Origin of the sequence: Gemmata sp., from assembly GCF_051859125.1 — a bacterium.
Taxonomy (GTDB): Bacteria; Planctomycetota; Planctomycetia; order Gemmatales; family Gemmataceae; genus Gemmata.
Genome location: NZ_JBHYGG010000257.1, coordinates 1 through 19,262 on the forward strand (window position 1 = coordinate 1; position 19,262 = coordinate 19,262).

General features: G+C 68.0%; 18 protein-coding genes. 10 read left to right on the forward strand and 8 right to left on the reverse strand.

Translation table 11 applies throughout. The features are described from left to right. Positions 1–46: 46 nt before the first annotated feature. The 5 genes from ACTIGN_RS23450 to rtcA form a co-directional block, all read right to left on the reverse strand. Complete coding sequence (locus tag ACTIGN_RS23450; RefSeq protein ID WP_439628382.1) at positions 47–2,287, reverse strand: AAA family ATPase; 2,241 nt, start codon at positions 2,285–2,287, stop codon at positions 47–49. Between the two features lie 98 nt (positions 2,288–2,385). Further along, entirely contained in the window at positions 2,386–2,958 is a 573-nt protein-coding gene (locus ACTIGN_RS23455) for a hypothetical protein (RefSeq protein WP_439628384.1), read from the reverse strand. 54 nt (positions 2,959–3,012) lie between these two features. Further along, positions 3,013–4,179, reverse strand: a complete 1,167-nt coding sequence (locus ACTIGN_RS23460; RefSeq protein ID WP_439628386.1) for a hypothetical protein — start codon at positions 4,177–4,179, stop codon at positions 3,013–3,015. Further along, positions 4,176–4,829 (reverse strand): 4Fe-4S single cluster domain-containing protein, encoded by a 654-nt coding sequence (locus ACTIGN_RS23465; RefSeq protein ID WP_439628388.1) that lies wholly within the window; start codon positions 4,827–4,829, stop codon positions 4,176–4,178. The genes ACTIGN_RS23460 and ACTIGN_RS23465 overlap by 4 nt, the downstream gene beginning before the upstream one ends. Positions 4,830–4,990: 161 nt before the next feature. Further along, complete coding sequence (gene rtcA / locus ACTIGN_RS23470) at positions 4,991–6,025, reverse strand: RNA 3'-terminal phosphate cyclase (protein ID WP_439628390.1); 1,035 nt, start codon at positions 6,023–6,025, stop codon at positions 4,991–4,993. Positions 6,026–6,285: 260 nt separating this feature from the next. Here rtcA and ACTIGN_RS23475 point away from each other — a divergent pair, with 260 nt between their 5' ends. From ACTIGN_RS23475 to ACTIGN_RS23495, 5 genes are all read left to right on the forward strand, one after another. Then, on the forward strand, positions 6,286–7,239 hold the full coding sequence (locus ACTIGN_RS23475; protein ID WP_439628392.1) for a DUF1559 domain-containing protein: 954 nt from the start codon (positions 6,286–6,288) through the stop codon (positions 7,237–7,239). Between the two features lie 86 nt (positions 7,240–7,325). Further along, complete coding sequence (locus ACTIGN_RS23480; protein WP_439628394.1) at positions 7,326–7,766, forward strand: hypothetical protein; 441 nt, start codon at positions 7,326–7,328, stop codon at positions 7,764–7,766. Between the two features lie 102 nt (positions 7,767–7,868). Beyond that, on the forward strand, positions 7,869–8,306 hold the full coding sequence (locus ACTIGN_RS23485) for a hypothetical protein (protein ID WP_439628396.1): 438 nt from the start codon (positions 7,869–7,871) through the stop codon (positions 8,304–8,306). 2 nt (positions 8,307–8,308) lie between these two features. Next, positions 8,309–8,620 (forward strand): hypothetical protein, encoded by a 312-nt coding sequence (locus tag ACTIGN_RS23490; RefSeq protein ID WP_439628398.1) that lies wholly within the window; start codon positions 8,309–8,311, stop codon positions 8,618–8,620. A gap of 80 nt (positions 8,621–8,700) precedes the next feature. Then, on the forward strand, positions 8,701–9,687 hold the full coding sequence (locus ACTIGN_RS23495; protein WP_439628400.1) for an AAA family ATPase: 987 nt from the start codon (positions 8,701–8,703) through the stop codon (positions 9,685–9,687). 151 nt (positions 9,688–9,838) lie between these two features. On the opposite strand, the gene ACTIGN_RS23500 is transcribed toward ACTIGN_RS23495, so the two are convergent. Further along, on the reverse strand, positions 9,839–10,996 hold the full coding sequence (locus ACTIGN_RS23500) for a sulfotransferase family protein (protein ID WP_439628402.1): 1,158 nt from the start codon (positions 10,994–10,996) through the stop codon (positions 9,839–9,841). Between the two features lie 282 nt (positions 10,997–11,278). On the opposite strand from ACTIGN_RS23500, the gene dnaX reads away from it, so the two are divergent. From dnaX to ACTIGN_RS23525, 5 genes are all read left to right on the forward strand, one after another. Continuing rightward, a complete protein-coding gene (dnaX, locus tag ACTIGN_RS23505) occupies positions 11,279–13,114 on the forward strand; it encodes a DNA polymerase III subunit gamma/tau (protein ID WP_439628404.1) in 1,836 nt (611 codons plus the stop codon). A 2-nt stretch (positions 13,115–13,116) separates the two neighbouring features. Further along, positions 13,117–13,473, forward strand: a complete 357-nt coding sequence (locus ACTIGN_RS23510; protein ID WP_439628406.1) for a YbaB/EbfC family nucleoid-associated protein — start codon at positions 13,117–13,119, stop codon at positions 13,471–13,473. Between the two features lie 114 nt (positions 13,474–13,587). Then, positions 13,588–14,187 carry a recombination mediator RecR gene (recR, locus tag ACTIGN_RS23515; protein WP_439628408.1) on the forward strand — a complete coding sequence of 200 codons (600 nt, stop codon included), beginning with the start codon at positions 13,588–13,590 and terminating at the stop codon, positions 14,185–14,187. 72 nt (positions 14,188–14,259) lie between these two features. Then, complete coding sequence (rpoN, locus tag ACTIGN_RS23520) at positions 14,260–15,780, forward strand: RNA polymerase factor sigma-54 (protein ID WP_439628410.1); 1,521 nt, start codon at positions 14,260–14,262, stop codon at positions 15,778–15,780. Positions 15,781–15,954: 174 nt separating this feature from the next. Then, positions 15,955–17,517 (forward strand): acyl-CoA carboxylase subunit beta, encoded by a 1,563-nt coding sequence (locus ACTIGN_RS23525; protein ID WP_439628412.1) that lies wholly within the window; start codon positions 15,955–15,957, stop codon positions 17,515–17,517. On the opposite strand, the gene ACTIGN_RS23530 is transcribed toward ACTIGN_RS23525, so the two are convergent. Both ACTIGN_RS23530 and ACTIGN_RS23535 read right to left on the reverse strand, forming a co-directional pair. Next, positions 17,514–18,089: an ankyrin repeat domain-containing protein gene (locus tag ACTIGN_RS23530; RefSeq protein ID WP_439628414.1), complete on the reverse strand. Its 576-nt coding sequence runs from the start codon at positions 18,087–18,089 to the stop codon at positions 17,514–17,516. The two genes, ACTIGN_RS23525 and ACTIGN_RS23530, sit on opposite strands and share 4 nt — an antisense overlap. Positions 18,090–18,096: 7 nt before the next feature. Next, entirely contained in the window at positions 18,097–19,152 is a 1,056-nt protein-coding gene (locus ACTIGN_RS23535; RefSeq protein WP_439628417.1) for an RNA ligase (ATP), read from the reverse strand. Between the last annotated feature and the right edge of the window lie 110 nt (positions 19,153–19,262).

Here is a 19,262-nt window from a genome sequence, read left to right on the forward strand (position 1 = left end):
ACCGGAGCAACGTTGCTCCGGTCGCTCACGCTCCCGGCTCGCCGAGCTAGTCTTCTTTCTTCTTCGTGGTCTTCTTGTCCTTCTCGGCCTTCTCGTCGGCCACCGGTGCAGCGGTCGTGGTGCCGGCCCCGGCCGCGAGCTTCACCTCCGGCCCCGGCGCGCCGACGTCCTTCGGGTACCGCGCCCGCAGGTCGTCGATGATGGCCTTGGTGCGGTCGCCCTCGATGGTCTTCTTCTCCATCAACTCGTCGCGGATCGCGACGAGGTCGGCCTTGTGCTTCGCGAGGATGCCGGCGGCCCGGGCCTGCGCCTCGACGATGATCGTGTTCACCTGCCGGTCGATCGCCTCGGCCATCGACCCGGACAGCACCGCCCGGTGGCCCTTCTCGTCCCGAAAGGACCGGAGCGGGGCCGCGAGGTTCGACATGCCGCACACCTCGACGATCAGCTCGGCGATGTCCGTCGCGCGGAACAGGTCGGACCCCGGGTGCCCCATGCCGCTCGCGCCGGTGGACACGTCCTCGGTCAGCAGCCGCTCGGCCTCGATGCCGCCGTACAGCACCGCGAGGATGTCGTGCAGCTCGTTCCGGCTCATGCCGATCCGCTTCTTCTCGTGCTTGAATTGGGTGAAGAACGGGGCCCACGGCATGTCGCTCTGGATCGTCACCTTCTCGGGCGGCGCGTGGTGCGGGCAGAAGATCGACACGAGGAAGTGCCCGGCCTCGTGGGTCGCCACGACCGGCAGGTCCTTCTCGTGCAGTTCGACCTTCTCGTCGAACTCGGTGATCGCCTTCTCGATGAGCTTGGGCGTCGTCTCGCCGGTGAGGTTCTCGCGCATCCGCAGCCGGGCGACGGCGCGGCACAGGGCGTTCAGGTGGTCGCCGCTGAACGCGGTGCCGGTCGGGGTCATGTACCGGTTGCCGGTGCGGTTGACCGCGTAGTCCATCGCCTCCGGGGTGAACTGGAGCTTCATCTTCTTGTTGTAGATCTCGAAGATGGCGCGGCGGTCGTCGTCGTCCGGGTACGGGATGTGGATGTGGAACTCGAACCGGCCGGGCCGCAGCAGGGCCGGGTCGAGCGACTCCACGAAGTTGGTGGTGCCGACGATGAACACGAGTTCGTCCTTGTGGAACCCGTCCATCTCGGTGAGCAACTGGTTCACCATCGAGTGCTCGACGCCGCTGCCGGTGTACGTCCCGCGGGCGGTGGCGAACGAGTCGATCTCGTCGAACACGATGATCGACGGCGCGGACTGCCGGGCCTTGTGGAAGATCTGGCGGAGGTTCTCCTCGCTCTCCCCGACCCACTTCGACTTCAGTTCCGGGCCGCTCACGATGGTGATGGCCGCGCCGATGCTCGCGGCGATGGCCTTGGCGAAGTACGTCTTCCCGGTGCCCGGCGGCCCCCAGAAGATCATGCCGCGGGGGATCAGTTCCTCGAGCCGCGTGACCTCCTCGGGGTCCGTGGCCTTGTCGCGCTTCTGGAGCGTGTCGAGGATCTCGGCCCGGAGCTTCGACTTCACCTTCGCGTACCCGCCGATGTCCTTCTCGAGGTCAACGGTCGGGATCTCCATGTGGCCGTTCAGCGTCGCCTGCCGCACCTGCGAGTACGCGCGCTTCGGGTCGGCCGGGTAGTCCTCGCCCTCGAGCGTGGACAGCAGCCGGCGCAACCGGACGGCGTTCACGCCCGAGACGTACTTGTAGAGCTGCCACGGGGCGAACTCGCGGCCGAACTTGCGGCTCTCCGACTGCGTGACGAGTTGCCGGAGCTTGTTCCGGGCGGTGCCGAGGATGTTCGTGTAGCACGGGAACAGGTTCTCGATCACCTTCGGGAGCGGGAACGACGGGTCCTTGAACCCGAGCCACACGAGTTCGGGGTTCTCGTACAGCAGCGGGATCACCTCGCGGGCCTCGCCCGTGAGCCCGCCCTGGCTGGTGGTGAGCAGGTCGAGGTGCGGGAGCACGACGACCCGGCGCTCGACGGCCCCGCGGACCGCGTCGCGGAGCTGCGCGATCATGGTGCCGATCAGGCCCATCGGCACCGCCCCCTGCTGCGGGTCGCGCTGGCGGCCGTCGAGGTAGATGCACTGGAGCTTCGCCTCGCGGAGCCGGTTCCGCACGTTCAGGAACAGGTACGGGGCGAGTTCCTTGTCGCACTCGACGAGCACCGGCAGCCCGCGGACCAGCTTGCTGGCGATGTCGGCGAGTTCCTGCGAGTACGCGGCCTCGACCGCCTGCTCGACGGTGAGCGACTTGGCCAGCTCTTTTTCGGTGACGGTGATGCTCATGTTCGGGGGTCGGTGGTCGGGGGTCGGGGGTCAGGAGCCGGCAACCGGGAGCGAGGGATCGGGTTCGCGGACTCCCGATTCCCGCCTCCCGACCCCGGTCACACTTCGACCTTGATCGTCAGCGAGCCGCTCTCGGCGTCCTCGCTGATCTCCTTGACGGTGCCCATCTGCTGGGCCTTCTGCTTGAGCGCGTCGCGGGTCACCTGGTTGACGACCTCGGAGATCTCCGGCTGGAGGTCGCTCAGGTGCTTCTCGAGCTGCTCGGTCGCCTTGCCCTGGAGCCGCGACTGCTCCTGCTCGAACTTCTTGTCGAGGTCGGTCTTGAGCTGGTCCTTGACCCGGTCGCGGAGGCTCTTCTCGCTCGGGCCGACGTCGTTGAACCCGGTCGCCTCGCGCTTGGCCTCCTGGCTCACCGTCTCCTCGGCCTCGGCCTTCACCGAGACCTCGCCGGAGCACGGGTCGATCTTCACGGTGAGGTCGCCGTCCCTGCGGAGCATGGTGCCGTCGGCCTGCTCCTCGAACCCGCGCTTCTTGAGTTCTTCCTTGAGCAGCGTGGCCATGTCCTCGGGCGGGAGGATCTCGAGGATCTCCAACTGCGTGCAGATCTCGTCCCCGGCCTTGAGGTGGCGGGTGTCCGATTCCTTCACGGTGATGCGGTACGCGCGGCTCATCGCTTCGCTCCAGGAGTCAGGGGTCGGGAGTCAGGGGTCAGGACACGCGCCCGATCACCCGGGGCTACTTTCCGTATCAGTCGTCACGGGCGGGGTCCCGGCCGCGGGCGGCCCGCCGACCGGCCCGCGGAGCGGTTCGAGCATCTCGACGGCGGCGTGGGCGCGGGCCGCGATGCGGGTCCCGTTGGCGGCCTCCCAGTCGGCCTTCCACATCTGGTTCGCCTGGTACCCCTCGTCGAAGTACCCGACGTTCAGGGCCTCGCGCTGCCAGGCGTCGAGCACGTCCATCTGCCGCGGCACGGCGAGCGCGGCCCGCTGCGTGTCGAGCCGGTCCGCGAGGCGGGGCGGGCCGCTGCCCTGGAGCCCGCCGGTCCAGAACACCGGCGTCAGTTCGCTCGTGAACAGCGCCGCGTTCGTCCGCAGCACGAACCGGGCCAGGTCGGTCCGCTTCGCGGCGTGCGCCGCTTTCAGGAACGCCTGCAGCGCGGCGAACTCGGCCCGGCCCTGCTGCCGCATCCGCTTCCAGTCGCCGATCTGCCCCTTCATCCGCTCGGACCGGACCCACCGGTGCTCCAGGTGCCGCTGGAGGCACTCCAGGATCACCGCCCGCTGCCCCTCGAACAGCGGGGCGAAGTCGGGCGGGGCCGCCTCGTCGCCCTCGGCCATGTCGCCGGGACACGTGATCCAGCACAAGGCGTTCGTGCGGAAGGCGTCCTTGCGGCGGAGCGCGGCCAGCAGGTCCGGGTCGGCGCGGGTCGCGTCGAACGCGAGCCAGAAGAAGAACTCGTCGGCCGGGGTCAGCGCCGCGGGGGCGGCGTCCCACGGGGCCTTCGTGTCGTTCACCTTCTCGGCCGTGGCCCACTGGAGGAACTCGAGCACCGGCCGCGAGAACGTCAGGCCCCGCTCGTCGAGCGGCACGCGGTCCCACACCCGGCCCTGGACCGGGCTCCCCTCGCGGAGGTACTTGTCGTTCCGCCACGCCCCCTGCTTGACGAGGAACAGGACGCACGCCTTCGCGAGCGTGTCCTTGACCAGATCGACGGCCCCGGCGCTGAGGCACTCGGGCCGGGTGACCGCGGCGCGAACGAGTTGCATCCCCTGGTCCGCGGGGAAGTGCCCGACCACGAACCGCAGGATGCGGAGGAGGTTGAACTCGAACTTGGAGACCTGCCGGGGGCCGTCGGGCTCGGGCGGTCGCGGCGGTGCGGCGGCACGGGTCATGTCGCGTCGGTCCCCAGCGAATCGGGCGTCGGGGTCGGGCGCGCGACCGGCAGCGGCTTCTTCCGCGTCCACCCCTTCCACAAGCCTACAGCATCCTTCGCCGGAAAACCATTCACCGTGATCTCCCGGCCGACGACCCGGATCTCCAGCGTGTTGCGCTTCCGCCACTGCTCGTCCAGCCGGTACCGGTCCGTGAGGAAGTGGACCCGCTGGTTGGTCGAGCCGATCCACCGCCGCTCGGTGTCCGGGTGGTCGCGGTCGTAGGGGCCGTCCACGAGGATGTCCGTCAGGGCGATGAGTTCGGCGACCTCCGGTTCGGGCCGGGTGCGCAGCTCTTCGAGCGTGAAGCCGCTGAACGCCATCACCGACAGCCCCAGCCGCTTCGCACCCTCCGCGAGGGCGACCCCGGCGGCCGCGTGGGCGAACGGCTCGCCGCCGAGCAGCGTGAGCCCCTCGATGCCGCTCTCGGCTCGCACCCGCTCCATCCAGCCGATCAACTCGTCGGGGGTCCTCGTCTCGCCGCCCTTGAACGGGATGAACTCGGGGTTGCAGCACCCGGGGCACCGCAACGGGCACCCCTGGAACCACACCGCGAACCGCTTGCCCGGCCCCTCGGCCTCGGTACACGGCACGACCTGCGCGATCTGCATGAGTCTCCTCAACAAGCAGTGATCCACAGATTAAACAGAAGGCACAGAGTTCAAGACGCGGGCGACGCGCACCAGCCCGTTCGGCCCCGCTCGGTCTTGATCCGGTTTTTCAGCCGGTGTCTTCTGTGTAATCCGTGGATCGCTCTTCTCGCGGTTGGGCATTATACCACCGCGGGGATGCGGACCGTTCCGGGTTGCCCCGCTTCCCCGTCCACCTCGATCACACGATCCACGAACTTCCGCACGGTTGCAATGTTCGTCGTCAGGTGCCGCGTGACTTCGGACGTTCTGAACTCGCTGGCGTCGGGGCTGAACACGAGCGGCAGGAGGAGCTGATCGGCCGAGTGCGGGTCGACGGGGCACTTCGCGTCGCGGAACCGGATCGCCTCGTCGGCCGCGTCGTCGGCGACCGACTCGGCCGGCTTGCCGCGCTCGCCCAGGCCGAAGAACAGCGGCGGCACCGGGGCCTGCCGGAAGATCACCGCGGCGACGGTGCCGGGGTTCGCCGCGTGCCACTCCTCGACCGGGATGTGGGGCTCGACCCCTTCTTTCTTGAGCCGCACCGAGAGCCGCCGGGCCTGCTTGCGGCCGACCGACTCGGGCAACTCCGCGAACGCGCTGAACCCGCCGGCGGTCGTCAGGTCGGGGCACGTCGTGAGGGTCACGCCGGTCACGCGGGAACAGGGGTGGACCACCGCCCGGATCTCGCCGCCGCCGCGGGGGTAGAACCCCGGCCGGGTCATCTCGAGTTCGACCTCGACCCCCATCCGCCGCAGGTACGCCGCCCACGTCGTTTCAAGGAAGTGATAGCACGGCGCGTGCTGGTTGTGCGTGCCGCCGGTGATCGCGACCTCGCTCGCCTGCCCGCCGCGCAGGGCGAGGGGCAGCGCGACGGTGTGCAGCACGAGTGCCGTCGCGCCGGCGGTGCCGATGCTGAACGCGTACTTCCCGGGCTTCACCGCGTTCGGCTCGAAGTACAGCACCGCGGACCCGGGACTCGCCCCCTTGTAGGTCGCGCCGCTGATCGTGCCCGCGGCCTTCACGCACATGACGTGCTGGGGCTGGAGCCCCGGCTTCGCACGCCGGGCCCGGATGTTGACGAGCTTGAACGGCTGGCCGGTGAGTACCGACAGCGCGAGCGAGGACCGGAGGACCTGGCCCCCGCCCTCCCCCTCCGAGCCGTCGATCTCGATCATCCCGTTGCTCATGGGGAGGGTGACACCGTGCGCCGGGCCGCGGTTCAGGGCACAAGAAGTGTACACGTTCGGAACCGGGAAGTAGTCGCCGGATTACGGGCGCGACGTTCGCCTCCTGAAAGATTCATGCGATTCCTGAAAACCGTGAGGTCAAGTTCCTTCTCACGCCCCACTCCGCTTTTGACCGGCTTTCCCCAGCGCCCGGAGCGTGCGATACTTGACGTTGTTCGCCTCATCTCTCCGGTCCGGAGTTTTATCCCATGCACGCAACTCTCAACATCTGGAAGCCGAAACCCTCCCGCCCCGCGTTCACGCTGATCGAACTCCTCGTGGTGATCGCGATCATCGCGATCCTGATCGGGTTGTTGCTGCCCGCCGTCCAGAAGGTCCGCGAGGCGGCGGCCCGGATGAAGTGCTCCAACAACCTCAAGCAGGTCGGCATCGCGGTCGCCAGCTACTCGGACGTGTACAACCGGTACCCGCACGGGCGGCTCGGGTGCGACGGCATTACCGACGGCCCGTGCGCGACCAGCATCACGCCGACCGCGGACAAGGTCGGCCGGTCCGGCCAGAGCGGGTTCGTCCAGCTCCTGCCGATGCTGGAGGCCGACGCGCTGTACAAGACGGTGAGCCAGACCGACCCGCCGTGGGGGCCGTCCAGCACGTGGGCGACGCCGAACAAGACGGTCGTCGAGACCCGGCCGGCGTTCCTGGTGTGCCCCTCGGACACCAGCCAGCCGTTCGTTGTCAGCAGTGGGCTGAACGCGGCCACGGGGAGCTACGCCTTCGTTCACGGGAAGCTCGGGCCGAGCCAGGGGATCAGCAGCAACCTCAAGCTCTACAACACCGGGATGTTCAACTACCGGGTGCCACACAAGATGTCCGACATGACCGACGGCACGAGCCACACCATGATCGTCGGGGAAGTGATCGACGCGCACACGGACCTGTCGAGGAACCTGTGGACCCAGGCCGGGCGGCACGAGAGCTGTTTGCGGTCCACCGAGAACCCGCTGAACACCAAGCCCGGGACCGGGGTCACCACGTCGCCCTACGGCGTCGCCCTGTACGGCGGGTTCGGGAGCCGGCACACGGGCGGCGGCAACTTCGCCTTCGGCGACGGCCACGTCCAGTTCCTCACCAACACCATCGACCTCCCGACCTACCAGGCGCTCTCGACCCGTGCGGGCGGCGAGGCGCGGTCCGCGCCGTGAGCGCCCGGGGCCGGTGGTTCCGTTCCTCTCAGCGCCGAAACCCCGGGCACGCGCCGGGGTTTCGGCACGACCCCGGGGTCACACGCATGCGCCTCTCCACGATGTTTTTCACAGCGCTCGCCGCCACGGTCGCGGCCGCGGCGGGCTGCGAGAGCGGGCCGAAGGTGGTGCCGGTATCTGGGACCGTCCTGATCGACGGGCAACCGCTCACCAGGGGGAGCGTCCAGGTGATGCCGACGGGCTACCGGGCGGCCGCGGGCACCATCGGCCCGGACGGCCGGTTCACCCTGACGACCACCGACGACGGCGACGGGTGCCTGACCGGCACGCACGCGGTCCGCGTCGTCGGGAACGAGAACGTCGGCCCGTCCGACATCCGCTGGCTCGCCCCGAAGAAGTACGCCTCGCCCGACGACTCCGGACTGACCGTCACGATCACCGGCCCGACGAAGGACCTGAAGATCGAACTGACCTGGGCCGGCGAAAAGCCGTTCATCGAGAAGGGCAGCAGCGGGTCGGAGGAGTGACGCGGTGCCCGCGGTGGAACCGGGTGCGGCGCGGTCCGGGGCGGGTGATTTGTACCGCCGTCCGCGGCCGGGTAGAGTGGGGGAAGTCGCGGAGTTCGCCCGATGAGCCGGCGCGTGAGCGTCCACCACTTTGTCGCGAACCTGACGACCCGGCAGTACGGGTCGCACCCGACGTCCGACTTGCTCGGCGTCGACTACTGGCACGACGTGCCGGCGGACGCGGAGTTCCCGCGAACGATCGGGCGGTTGGACCTGTTCACGAGGTTCTACCTCGACCGGGCGAGACCGGTGGAGTTTATGGTCCAGATTCGGTGGAACGATCACCCGAGTGGGACGCCGGTGCTCGTCGGCAGTTACGGGCCGTTTCGGGTGGCCTTTCCCTCGACAGCATCAGTTCGAGACGTGGCCTTTCGCCTCCACATGGTCCGTGTCCAAGGCGCCGGGCGCCACAGCATCGAACTGTTCCGGGAGCGAACGCGCGGGTGGCAAGCCGGCGAATTGGTATCCGTCGCGAGAACCGATTTCTACGTGGAGCGATAGCCATGAGTCGCCGAAGTCGTTGGACTGCTCCCCCGCCCGGTGCGGCCCACCCATCCGAACCGCCCGAGATCATTGACTTGCACCCGAACCCGCTGCCGCCGCCGGCCGCGGTCTCCCGAGAGGAAACCCTCGCCGGCGTCCAGGCCGGCTTCGCGTCGCTCGACGACACGGAACTGCGGCTCGCGCGCCTCTGGCTCCGGGGGGTGGCGTTCCACGACGTTTGCAGCCGCCTCGGCCTGCCCGAGCGCGAGGTGCGGGCGCTCTGGCGGCAGATGCGGCGCAAGCTCCGCGCCGGGTTGACCCGCACCGACTGACCCCCGCGTGGAACCGCCCGCCGCGGGCGGCGTCGTAGGGGCGTGCGCCGTATCCTGACGCCACCCCGTACGGACCACCCATGTCCCAGACCGAGACCGACGTCGCCGGCACCGCGGCCCGCATCATCGCCAACGTCGAGCGTGTCGTCATCGGCAAGCGGCCGCAACTGACCCTCGCGGTCGCCGCGTACTTCTCCGAGGGCCACATCCTCCTCGAAGACGTGCCGGGCGTCGCCAAGACGATGCTCGCCCGCGCCCTCGCCCGCTCCGTCGGCTGCACTTTTAAGCGCCTCCAGTGTACCCCCGATCTGCTCCCGAGCGACGTCACCGGGGTCTCGATCTTCAACCAGAAGGCCGGCGAGTTCGAGTTCCGCCCCGGCCCGGTGTTCGCGCAGACGCTCCTCGCCGACGAGATCAACCGGGCCACCCCGCGGACCCAGGCCGCGCTCCTCGAAGCGATGGCCGAGCGCCGCGTCAGTGCCGACGGCCAGACGTACGTGCTGAAGCCGCCGTTCCTCGTCATCGCCACGCAGAACCCGGTCGACCAGGAGGGCACGTTCCCGCTCCCCGAGGCGCAGCTCGACCGGTTCCTCGTGCGGCTCAGCCTCGGGTACCCGAGCATGGAGGAAGAGGGGAAGATGCTCGTCCGGCTCCAGAAGGGGCACCCGATCGACGACCTCAAGCCGGTCGTGTCGGCCGACGACGTGCTCGCGTGCCAGGAGGCGATCCGGCACGTCCACGTGGACGACAAGGTGACGCGGTACGTGCTCGAAATTGTTCACGCGAGCCGCGCGCACGAGGACGTGCTCCTCGGCGGCAGCCCGCGGGCGTCGATCGCGCTGTTCCGCACGGCGCAGGCGCTCGCCGCGATCGCCGGCCGCGACTTCGCCACCCCCGACGACGTGAAGAGGATGGCCCACCCCGTGCTCGCGCACCGGCTCATCCTGAGGCCCGAGAGCCGGCTGCGAAAGCGCACCGCGAGCGTCGTCGTGCGGGAACTGGTCGGCGACGCGAAGGTGCCGGTCACCGACCGCCAGAAGGCCGCCAACGAGGACTACTTCGAGTAGCGCACGAGTAAAGACAGTTTGATCCACAGATTACGCAGAAGACACAGATTTTAAGACAGAGGAGCATGGGTTACATGACTGGTGGCTGAACTCTGATCTCTGACCTCTGCCTTGTGTCTAAAAAATCTGTGTCTTCTGCGAAATCTGTGGATCACTCTCTTCTCTGCTCTTCAAGTTCGTAGCCGTAGCGGCGGATCACGTCGCCCCAGCGGCGGGTGACCTCCTCCCGCTGCTCGGGCGTGATGGCGTACTTGTTCGTCTCGTACCCGTCGGTCTGCGCCAGGTACGCCTCGACCCGCGGGCGGGCGTCGGCGAACCCGTCGAGTTCCAGCCCCGCGTACACCTTCTCCAGCTCGCCGACCGGGTTCTTCACCAGCTCCTCGTAGCGCAGCTCGTGGAACCGCCCCGGCCGGAGCAGCGGCCGCGCTTCTTCCAGGCGGTCGTAGATCGTGCGGAACTCGCCGAACACCTTCTCCTCGTACCCGGTCGCGGGCGGCTTCTGCACGCACTGCCGGCGGGTCAGCGACGTCCACAGGTTCACCGTCGAGGGGAACACGACGTACGGGTCGCGGACGATGTGAACGAACCGGGCGTCCGGGAACATGTCCAGCAGCACCGGGATGCGGGCCGTGTGCGGGGGCGACTTCAGCACGAGCCGGCGGTCGTCGCGGGCGCTGACCGCCTGGAGGAACCGCCGGAACGTCCGCTTCCAGCGCGCGAGTTCGGTCGGGGTCAGGCCCGACAGGTCGAGCGACCCGGGGTGCATCGGGGCGGACCGCGGGAACACCACGTCGAGGTAGGTGGTCGGGAGCCCGAGCAGGCACAGCGCGAACTCGTCCTCCTGCGGGCGGCCCCACCCGGCCGCCATGTTGTCCATCGGCCGCTGCTGCGGGGCCAGCCAGTTCACGTAGGTCTTGAAGAACCGCTCGGAGAGGATCGAGTGGTTCGGGCAGAAGCAGTCGAACGTGTCGGGGTAGTTGAACTGCGGGTCCTGAATGAGCAGTTCGTGCAGCAGCGTGGTCCCGGTCCGCCAGTGGCCGATGACGAACACCGGCTGCTTGCCGAGGGTCACGCGGGCCAGGTCGCGGCCGTGGGTGCCGTTCTGGACCCACCGCAGCACGAGGTTCATCGTCGAGGCCGCGGAGACGAACGCGGCGATGTACCAGTACTTGGGGTGGACCGCGAACCGGGTCTCCCACAGCCACCGGCTCCAGGTGATCGCGTCGGTCCCCTCGATGAACCGGGGGGCCCACCTGCGCGAGGGCTTCTTGCGGGGCGGGGACGGGTCCACCGCAGGGTTCTGCTGCATTCCGAACGGTCTCCGGCACCGGGGCGACTCCTCCAGTCAATCGAAACCGCACCCGCTCGGCTGCGCCTCAAAAATCGGAAATTCGAAGCACGAAATCCGAACAGCGGACAATCCGGGTCACGAGATCCAAACAACCGGTTACAGTCCGTCCTTCGGATTTCGTGCTTCGGATTTCGTGCTTCGAACTTTGAGGGAGCGGCACCGGCGTTGTCACCCGGGCCGCATCGCGGGTAGCATGGCACCAGAGGAACCCGACTCGCGGCCCCGGCACGGACGAGCGACATGGCGAAGGTCAAGGCACCCGAACCCGCACCCGCGGCGGCGCGAGCACCGGCCGACTACACCGCCGTCGCCCGCCGGTACCGCCCCCAGCAGTTCGCCGAGCTGCTCGGGCAGGAGCACGTCGCCGGCGCGCTCGTGAACTCGCTCCAGTCGGGCCGGGTCGCGCACGCCTACCTGTTCACCGGGGCCCGCGGGGTCGGCAAGACGAGCGCCGCCCGCATCCTCGCCAAGGCCCTCAACTGCGCCGAGGGGCCGACCCCGACGCCGTGCGACCGGTGCGACAGTTGCAAGGCCATCGCGACCGGCGAGGACGTCGACGTTCACGAGATCGACGGGGCCAGCAACAACAAGGTCGAGGACGTCCGCGACCTCCGCCACGGGGTCGGCGTCGGCACCATCCGCAGCCGGTACAAGATCTACATCATCGACGAGGTCCACATGCTCTCGACCGGGGCGTTCAACGCCCTGCTCAAGACGCTCGAGGAGCCGCCGCCGCGGGTCAAGTTCATCTTCGCCACCACCGAGGTGCAGAAGATCCCGATCACGATCCTGTCGCGGTGCCAGCGGTTCGACTTCGCGCACGTCGGGTCGGGCAAGATCTTCGACCAGCTCAAGCGGATCGTCTCGCAGGAGGGCCACCGGGCCGACGACGAGGCGCTCAAGCTCATCGCCCGCCGCGCCGGCGGCTCGATGCGCGACTCGCAGTCGCTCCTCGACCAGCTCCTCGCCTCGTGCCCCGGCACGCTCTCCGCCGAGCAGGTGAACGCGCTGCTGGGCACGGCCGGCGACGAGCGGGTCATCGAACTCGCCGCCGCGGTCTTCAAGGGCGACGCGAAGGGGGCGCTCGACCTCCTGGGTGCGTGGGTCGATCGCGGGCTCCAGGTCGGCGAGTTGGTCGATCAGCTCATCGGCTACTGGCGGTCGCTCATGCTGGTGAGTTGCGGGGGGCCGGACGTCCGCGAGCTGCCCGTGACCACGACGCAGAAGGAGGCGGTGGTCGCGCAGGCCAAACTCACGAGCCTGGACGCGATCCTGGCGGGGCTGGAGGTGTGGACGGCGACTCGCGCCCGGCTCCGCGACACGCCGCACACGCAAGTGATCCTGGAGATGGCGGTGGTGCGGTTGTGCCGGATGGGCGAACTGCTTTCCGTCGGGCAACTCGTTCAGGCGCTCAGCCAACCGGGGGCGGTCGCCGTCGCCGCGCCCGGTTCGCGGGCAGTCCGGCCTGCCGTTGCACTCCCCGAGAGCGCCGCGGGCGCAAAAAAAAACGGCCCAGTGACGGCTAGTTCGCCCGCACCGGGACCGCAGTCTGCACCCGAAGATTTATCGCTAACTCTTTCAGAATCAACACTTTCCGAGGTGTGGCGGCGGTTGCTCGTCGCGCTCTCGGAGAGGTCACCGATTCTCGGGAGTCAACTGAAATCCGCGAATTCGTATGCAATTTTCGGGCCAAACGCCCTGGTAATTCGATTCACGGCGGAGTATAATCACGTCTACGAGGCGTGCGGCACTGAGTCCAACACGAGGCGGATCGAAGAGGCGCTGAGGTCGGTGACGGGCTCCCCGGCTCAGGTCCGGGTCGAGCGTGTGGTGGGGGCCGGGGTCAAGAACGGAGCGCCCGACACAGGCGTGCCCGTCGTGGGTACGGCCGACCGCAAGAAGCAACTGATGAACTTGCCGATGTTCCAGAAGGCGAGCCAGATGCTCGGGGCACAGATCTGGCACGTCGACGACGAGTTCGACCCGGCCGCCCCGCCCCGCGTCGCCCCCCGGGCGACCGCCACCGACGACGACGACGACGTCGACCCGCCCGCCGCAACCCCCGACGAGAGCTGACGATGTTCAAGGAATTCGGCTCGATGCTCAGCCTTTTGAAGAACCAGGGGAAGCTCCAAGAGGAGATCCAGAAGCTCCAGGCGCAGATTGGGAACATCACTGCCGAGGCGTCGGCAGGGGCCGGGTACGTCACCGTGAAGGTCAACGGCCGCATGGAGGTCCTCTCCGTGCGCATCTCCGAAGACGCCATGAAGCTGAACGACCGCGAGATGCTCGAAGACCTCATCGCCGCTGCCACCAACCAGGCGCTCGCCAAGGCCCGCCAGCAGCTCGCGGCCGAGAGCGAGAAGATGGCCGCGAACATGGGCATCCCCCCGGGCATGCTCGGGGCCGGCGGCTTCCCGGGCTTCGGCGGGTGACCGGGAACCGACCGACGAGCCACGGGGTTTACCCCCGCGGCGTCTGGGCGAAGACCAAGGCCACGCGGGGTAAACCCCGTGGGTCGCGAGCGAGCACAGGGCAGGAGGTAGGGCGTGGCCGACACGAACGGGGTGATCGCCCGGTTGCTCGAAGAACTGACCAAGCTCCCCGGGATCGGGCCGAAGAGCGCGGAGCGGATCGCTCACTTTCTCCTGTCGGGCGACCGCCGCAACGCGGTATCCCTGGCGGCGGCCCTGCGGGGCGTGGCCGAGCGCGTGCGGGCGTGTCGCGAGTGCTTCAACCTGACCGAGGGCGAGCTGTGCCCGATCTGCGCCGACCCGCGGCGCGACGGCGGCCTGGTGTGTGTCGTGGAAACCCCGCGTGACGTGGGGTCGTTCGAGCGAGCGGGCACCTTCCGCGGCCGCTACCACGTTCTGGGCGGGCGGCTCGCGCCGCTCGACGGGATGGGGCCGGACCGCCTCACCTTCACCGCCCTGGTCGATCGGATCCGCAAGGGCGGGGTGCGCGAGGTGATTCTCGCGACGAGCCCCACGCTGGAGGGCGACGGAACGGCCCTGTTCGCGTCGAACGTGTTGTCCGAAACGGGCGTGACGATCACGAGGTTGGCACGCGGATTGCCGAGCGGGAGTTCCCTGGAGTTGGCGAACGCCCAGATGCTGTCCGAGGCTCTTGAGGGACGGCGGGCGTTCTGACGGGCGACGAACCGGTGATGACGGCGAGCCGGGCGCGTCTGCGACCGGTGACCGGAACACGGAGACGGTGCTATGAGCGGAATCGGAATGCGGATGGACATGTCGCCGCGAATGGACCAGCGGCAGATCCTCGCCCCGCGCATGATCCAGTCGATGGAGATCCTCCAACTCCCCATTGCCGATTTGCAGGCGAAGATCGAGAAGGAATTACAAGAGAACCCGTTCCTGGAACAGAAGGAGAAGCACGGGGAGACCGACGAGGTGCCCCCGGACTTCAACCCCGACGCGCCGCTCAAGCACGACACGACCGGCGACCTGGAGTTCAGCCGCCTCGACGAGCTGAACCGCGACTGGGACAACCACTTCAACGAGGAGCACCGGGTCAGCCGCGGGGCGATGGACGAGGAGGGGGACCGGAAGCTCGACGCGATGGCCAACATGGCCAACCGCCCGCAGTCGCTCCAGGACCACCTCGCCGAGCAGATCGGCGAACTCGAACTCGACGAGGCCACGCGGCGGCTCGCCAAGCACATCTGCAGCTTCATCGACCGGACCGGGTACCTCGGCACCCGCGAGAAGGCCAGCGAGGACGACGACCGCGACGCGTTCCGCACCGTCTCGCTCGCCGAGATCGCGCAGAGCTACGACCAGCTCGCGACCGACGAGGAGGTCGAGGAGGCGCTCACCGACGTGGTCCACAAGCTCGAGCCGGCCGGCGTCGGGGCGCGCGACCTCAAGGAGTGCCTGCTCCTCCAGCTCAACGGCGACACGCCGTACCGCGACGTGCTCCGCGTCCTCGTCCGCGACCACCTGGAAGACATCGCCAACAACCGCATCCCGATCATCCAGAAGGCGACCAAGTTCGACATCCCGACGATCCAGGAGGCGATCGAGGCGCTGCACCACCTCGACCCGAAGCCGGGGCTCAAGTTCGCCGACGTCGAGACCCGGTACGTGATGCCCGACGTGATCGTCGAGCGGACCGACGACGACGACTTCAACATCCGCCTCACCGACGAGTGGGTGCCCAAGATCCGCATCAGCAAGCGGACCGTGGACCTCATCAAGAACAAGGACCTCGACGACAAGGTCCGCGAGGAGCTGCGCAAGAAGCTCCAGTCGGCCGACTGGCTGGTGAAGGCCGTCGAGCAGCGGCGGAACACGCTCCTGAAGGTGACCCGGGCGATCATCGAGCACCAGCGGGCGTTCCTCGACATCGGCATGGACCACATCCAGCCGCTCAAGATGCAGCAGATCGCCGACCAGGTGAAGGTCCACGTCACGACCGTGAGCCGGGCCGTGGACGACAAGTGGGTGCAGACCCCCCGCGGCGTGTTCCCCCTCAAGCGGTTCTTCGGCGGCGGCAAGGAGAACAAGCAGACCGGCGAGGACGTGGCCTACGAGGTCATGAAGCAGAAGCTGATGGAACTCGTGAGCAACGAGGACAAGGCGACGCCGCTGTCGGACGAGGAACTGGTCACCAAGCTCAACGACTCGGGCTACCCGGTGGCCCGCCGCACCGTGACGAAGTACCGGAAGATGCTGAAGATCCCGTCGAGCCGCCAGCGCAAGGACTGGTCCCTCGGGAGCTGAGCGTAAACAAACAGAAGAGTTGATCCACAGATTACGCAGAAGACACAGATTTAAAGACCAGATCGAGAGATACGCAGAGCCGCCTTCTGCTTCGTCTTCATCTGTCTTTGAAATCTGTGTCTTCTGCGTAATCTGTGGATCACTCGCTTTCAACTCTGCCTCCGCGGTGCCGCCATGCCGACCGATCTCCCCACCGAGGAAGCCCGCATCCGCCTCGGGGGCGGGGCGAAGGCCATCGACCGGCAGCACGAGAAGAACCGCCTCACCGCCCGCGAGCGCATTTCCAAGCTCCTCGACCCCGACGCCCACTGGTTCGAACTCGGCCTGTGGGCCGCGTGGGGCATGTACGCCGAGTGGGGGGGCGCGCCGTCGGCCGGCGTGGTCACGGGCGTCGGCACCGTGAGCGGCCGGCAGGTGATGGTGGTCGCCAACGACGCCACGGTGAAGGCCGGCGCGTTCTTCCCGATGACGTGCAAGAAGGTGCTCCGCGCCCAGCGCATCGCGCTCGAGAACCGCTTGCCGTTGCTCTACCTCGTCGATTCCGCGGGGGTGTTCCTGCCGCTGCAAGACGAGGTGTTTCCCGACGAGGACGACTTCGGCCGCATCTTCCGCAACAACGCGGTGATCTCGGCGGCGGGCGTCCCGCAGTTCGCGGCGATCATGGGGAACTGCGTCGCCGGCGGCGGCTACCTCCCGGTGCTGTGCGACACGCTTTTGATGACCGAGGGCAGCGGGCTCTACCTCGCGGGACCGGCACTGGTGAAGGCCGCCATCGGCCAGGTCGTCGACTCGGAGACGCTCGGCGGAGCGAAGATGCACGCGGCCGTAAGCGGTACCATCGACTACCGAGAGCCGACCGACGATGCGTGCCTCGAGCGCCTGCGGCGACTCGTGGGGATACTGCCGACTGGGCGAACCCTGAGCGCAAGCGAGGGGGTGGGCGACACCCCCTCAGAGACCTTCGAGCCGTTCACCCAGCCCGAGTACGACGTCCGCGAACTGCTGAAGCTCGTGCTCGACGACGCGCCGTTCGACGAGTACAAGGCCGATTACGGCAAGACGCTCGTGTGCGGCTTTGGCAAGCTCGGCGGCGTGGCGGTGGGCGTCGTCGCGAACCAGAAGCAGCGCGTGAAGGCGGCCGACGGGCAGATGCAGTTCGGCGGCGTGATCTACGTCGACTCCGCGGACAAGGCGGCGCGGTTCGTGATGGACTGCAACCAGCTCCGCGTGCCGATCCTGTTCGTGCAGAACGTCAACGGCTTTATGGTGGGCAAGGACTCGGAGCAGAACGGGATCATCCGGTCCGGGGCGAAGCTGGTGAACGCGATCTCGAACAGCGTGGTGCCGAAGCTGACGCTCATCACCGGCGGGAGCTTCGGTGCGGGCAACTACGCATTGTGCGGCAAGGCGTTCGACCCGCGGTTCATACTGGCGTGGCCGACGGCGAAGTACGCGGTGATGGGCGGCGACCAGGCGGCGACCACGCTCCTCGACGTCCAGGTGCAGGCGCTCAAGCGGCAGGGTAAGGAGATCGACGCGACCGAGATGGCCGAGCTGCGCGACAAGGTGAAGGCGAGCTACGACTCGCAAACCGACATCCGCTACGCCGCCGCCCGCCTGTGGGTGGACGCAATCATTCGACCCGAAGACACGCGCCAGGCGCTGCTCACGGCGCTGAGCGTCGCCACGCGCTTCGATGAAGGGAAGCCGTTCAAGACCGGAGTTCTTCAAGTTTAATTCGCGTCCGGCAGGTGGCACCTGTGAGCGCGTAGCAGGTCAGCTATCTCGTGGTGACCCATCTTGATCGCTTGGCTCAGCGCGTTATTGCGATAGGGACCGAATACGACGTGTGGGTCGGCACCGAGTTCCAGCAACGTCCGCACGATCTCGACCGAACCCCCGTGAACGGCTGCAATGAGGGTGCCCCCGGCCTCCGATGTTGTCTGTCGCAGTTTCGCACCGCCGCACAGGAGCAAGCGAACCGCTCCCTCGTGGCAATGGCGAACGGCGCGATCCAATGGCGCGAACGGAAGATCGTCAAGAACTGCGTTAACGTTCGCACCCAAGTCGAGCAGTGTCGAGATCAGTTTCTCGTTTCCTTTCTCCGCAGCGAAGTGCAGCCAGGTCTCCCCCAGAAAGCGCTCCCCGACCAAACCGGCGTGCGACACGAGCAGTTGCAGGGCTCGTGAGGTGTCCTCCTGCTGAATCGCTAGGTAGAGTTCGAGCACAGGGGTCATGAGCCACCCTTGTCTAAAGGTTTCCGGCGTGAGCCGCCTGTTCTCGATATGTTGGGAGAACAGCCGGCTCACGCCGGGGTTACTCGTCGTACTTCAGCAGGAACTTCGGGTTGATCGCCTTGAAGCTGAGGCGGCCGAGGTAGTCGTCCCGCACCTCCACGAGCGGCCGGAGCACGAGGCCCTCGCGGTGCGCCTTCGGGTTCAACACGCTCATCCCCTCCGACAGCGCGACGAGTTCGTCCACGCTGTGCGCCAGGTCGAGCGTACCGAGTTGCGGCACCAGTTCCAGGCCCATCTCGGCGACGGCCGCGAGCATGTCGGGGTGGTCGAGGTAGCGGTAGCCGCTCACGTCGAACACGTTGAACACCCGTAGCGCCAACTCGGGCAGCGCGTACTTGTTCCCCTGCACGCCGGGGCCGATGACTTCGCCCTGCACCGCAACGTCGAACCCGCGGGCCGCCGCGAACGCCTTGAGGCGGTCTTCGAGGCCGAGCCGCCTGGCGACGCGCATGAACAGGCTCGTCTCGTCGGCCGTGTCGAGGAGCAGGTTCCGGCTGCACACGCCGAACTCGCCCCCGCGGACGAACGCGGTGAACGAGCTGCCGTCGAGCTTCTCGGTGACGTAGAAGGTGCGGCCCCGGTGCTTCGCGATCGTGGGCTCCAGCACCTGCACGCGGGTCTCGTCGGTCTTCGGCAGGAACCCCGGGAAGCTGCCCTTCACGCGACCGGTCATCCCTGCCGGCACCGGCGGCTCCCACTTCCGCACGCCGAGCGCGTCGGTCACGTCGGCCCCTTCGACGGTCGGCGCGCCGGCGGGGAGGATCGACAGCGGGAAGCAGATCCCCTGCGACACCTGCCCGCGGAGGCGGATCGTCTTGATGCGGAACCCCGGGGGCTGCAACGCGCCGTCCGGCCCGAGCACGGTCGGCTTGAAGCTGCTCGCACGCAGGAACTCGAACTCGGCACGCTCCGGGAGAAGCGAGTCGATCTCGCAGTACACGACCTTGTCGCCGGGTGCGAACTCGCCCTTCTTCACGACGACCCACCACCCCAGAACGCGGATGCGCTCGATGGCGTCGGCGTTCGGGATCGGCTCGGCGGTGTTCACGACCTGAATGCTGGCCAGCGTCCGCACTGGGTGCCCTCGGTTCGGGGTGTCGATCGTCCGCCCCGCGTCACGGACAGCGGAACCGCGGCGGCGGTTCACGCGGATCAGACGCCTTCGGCCCAGACGCCTTCGGCGAC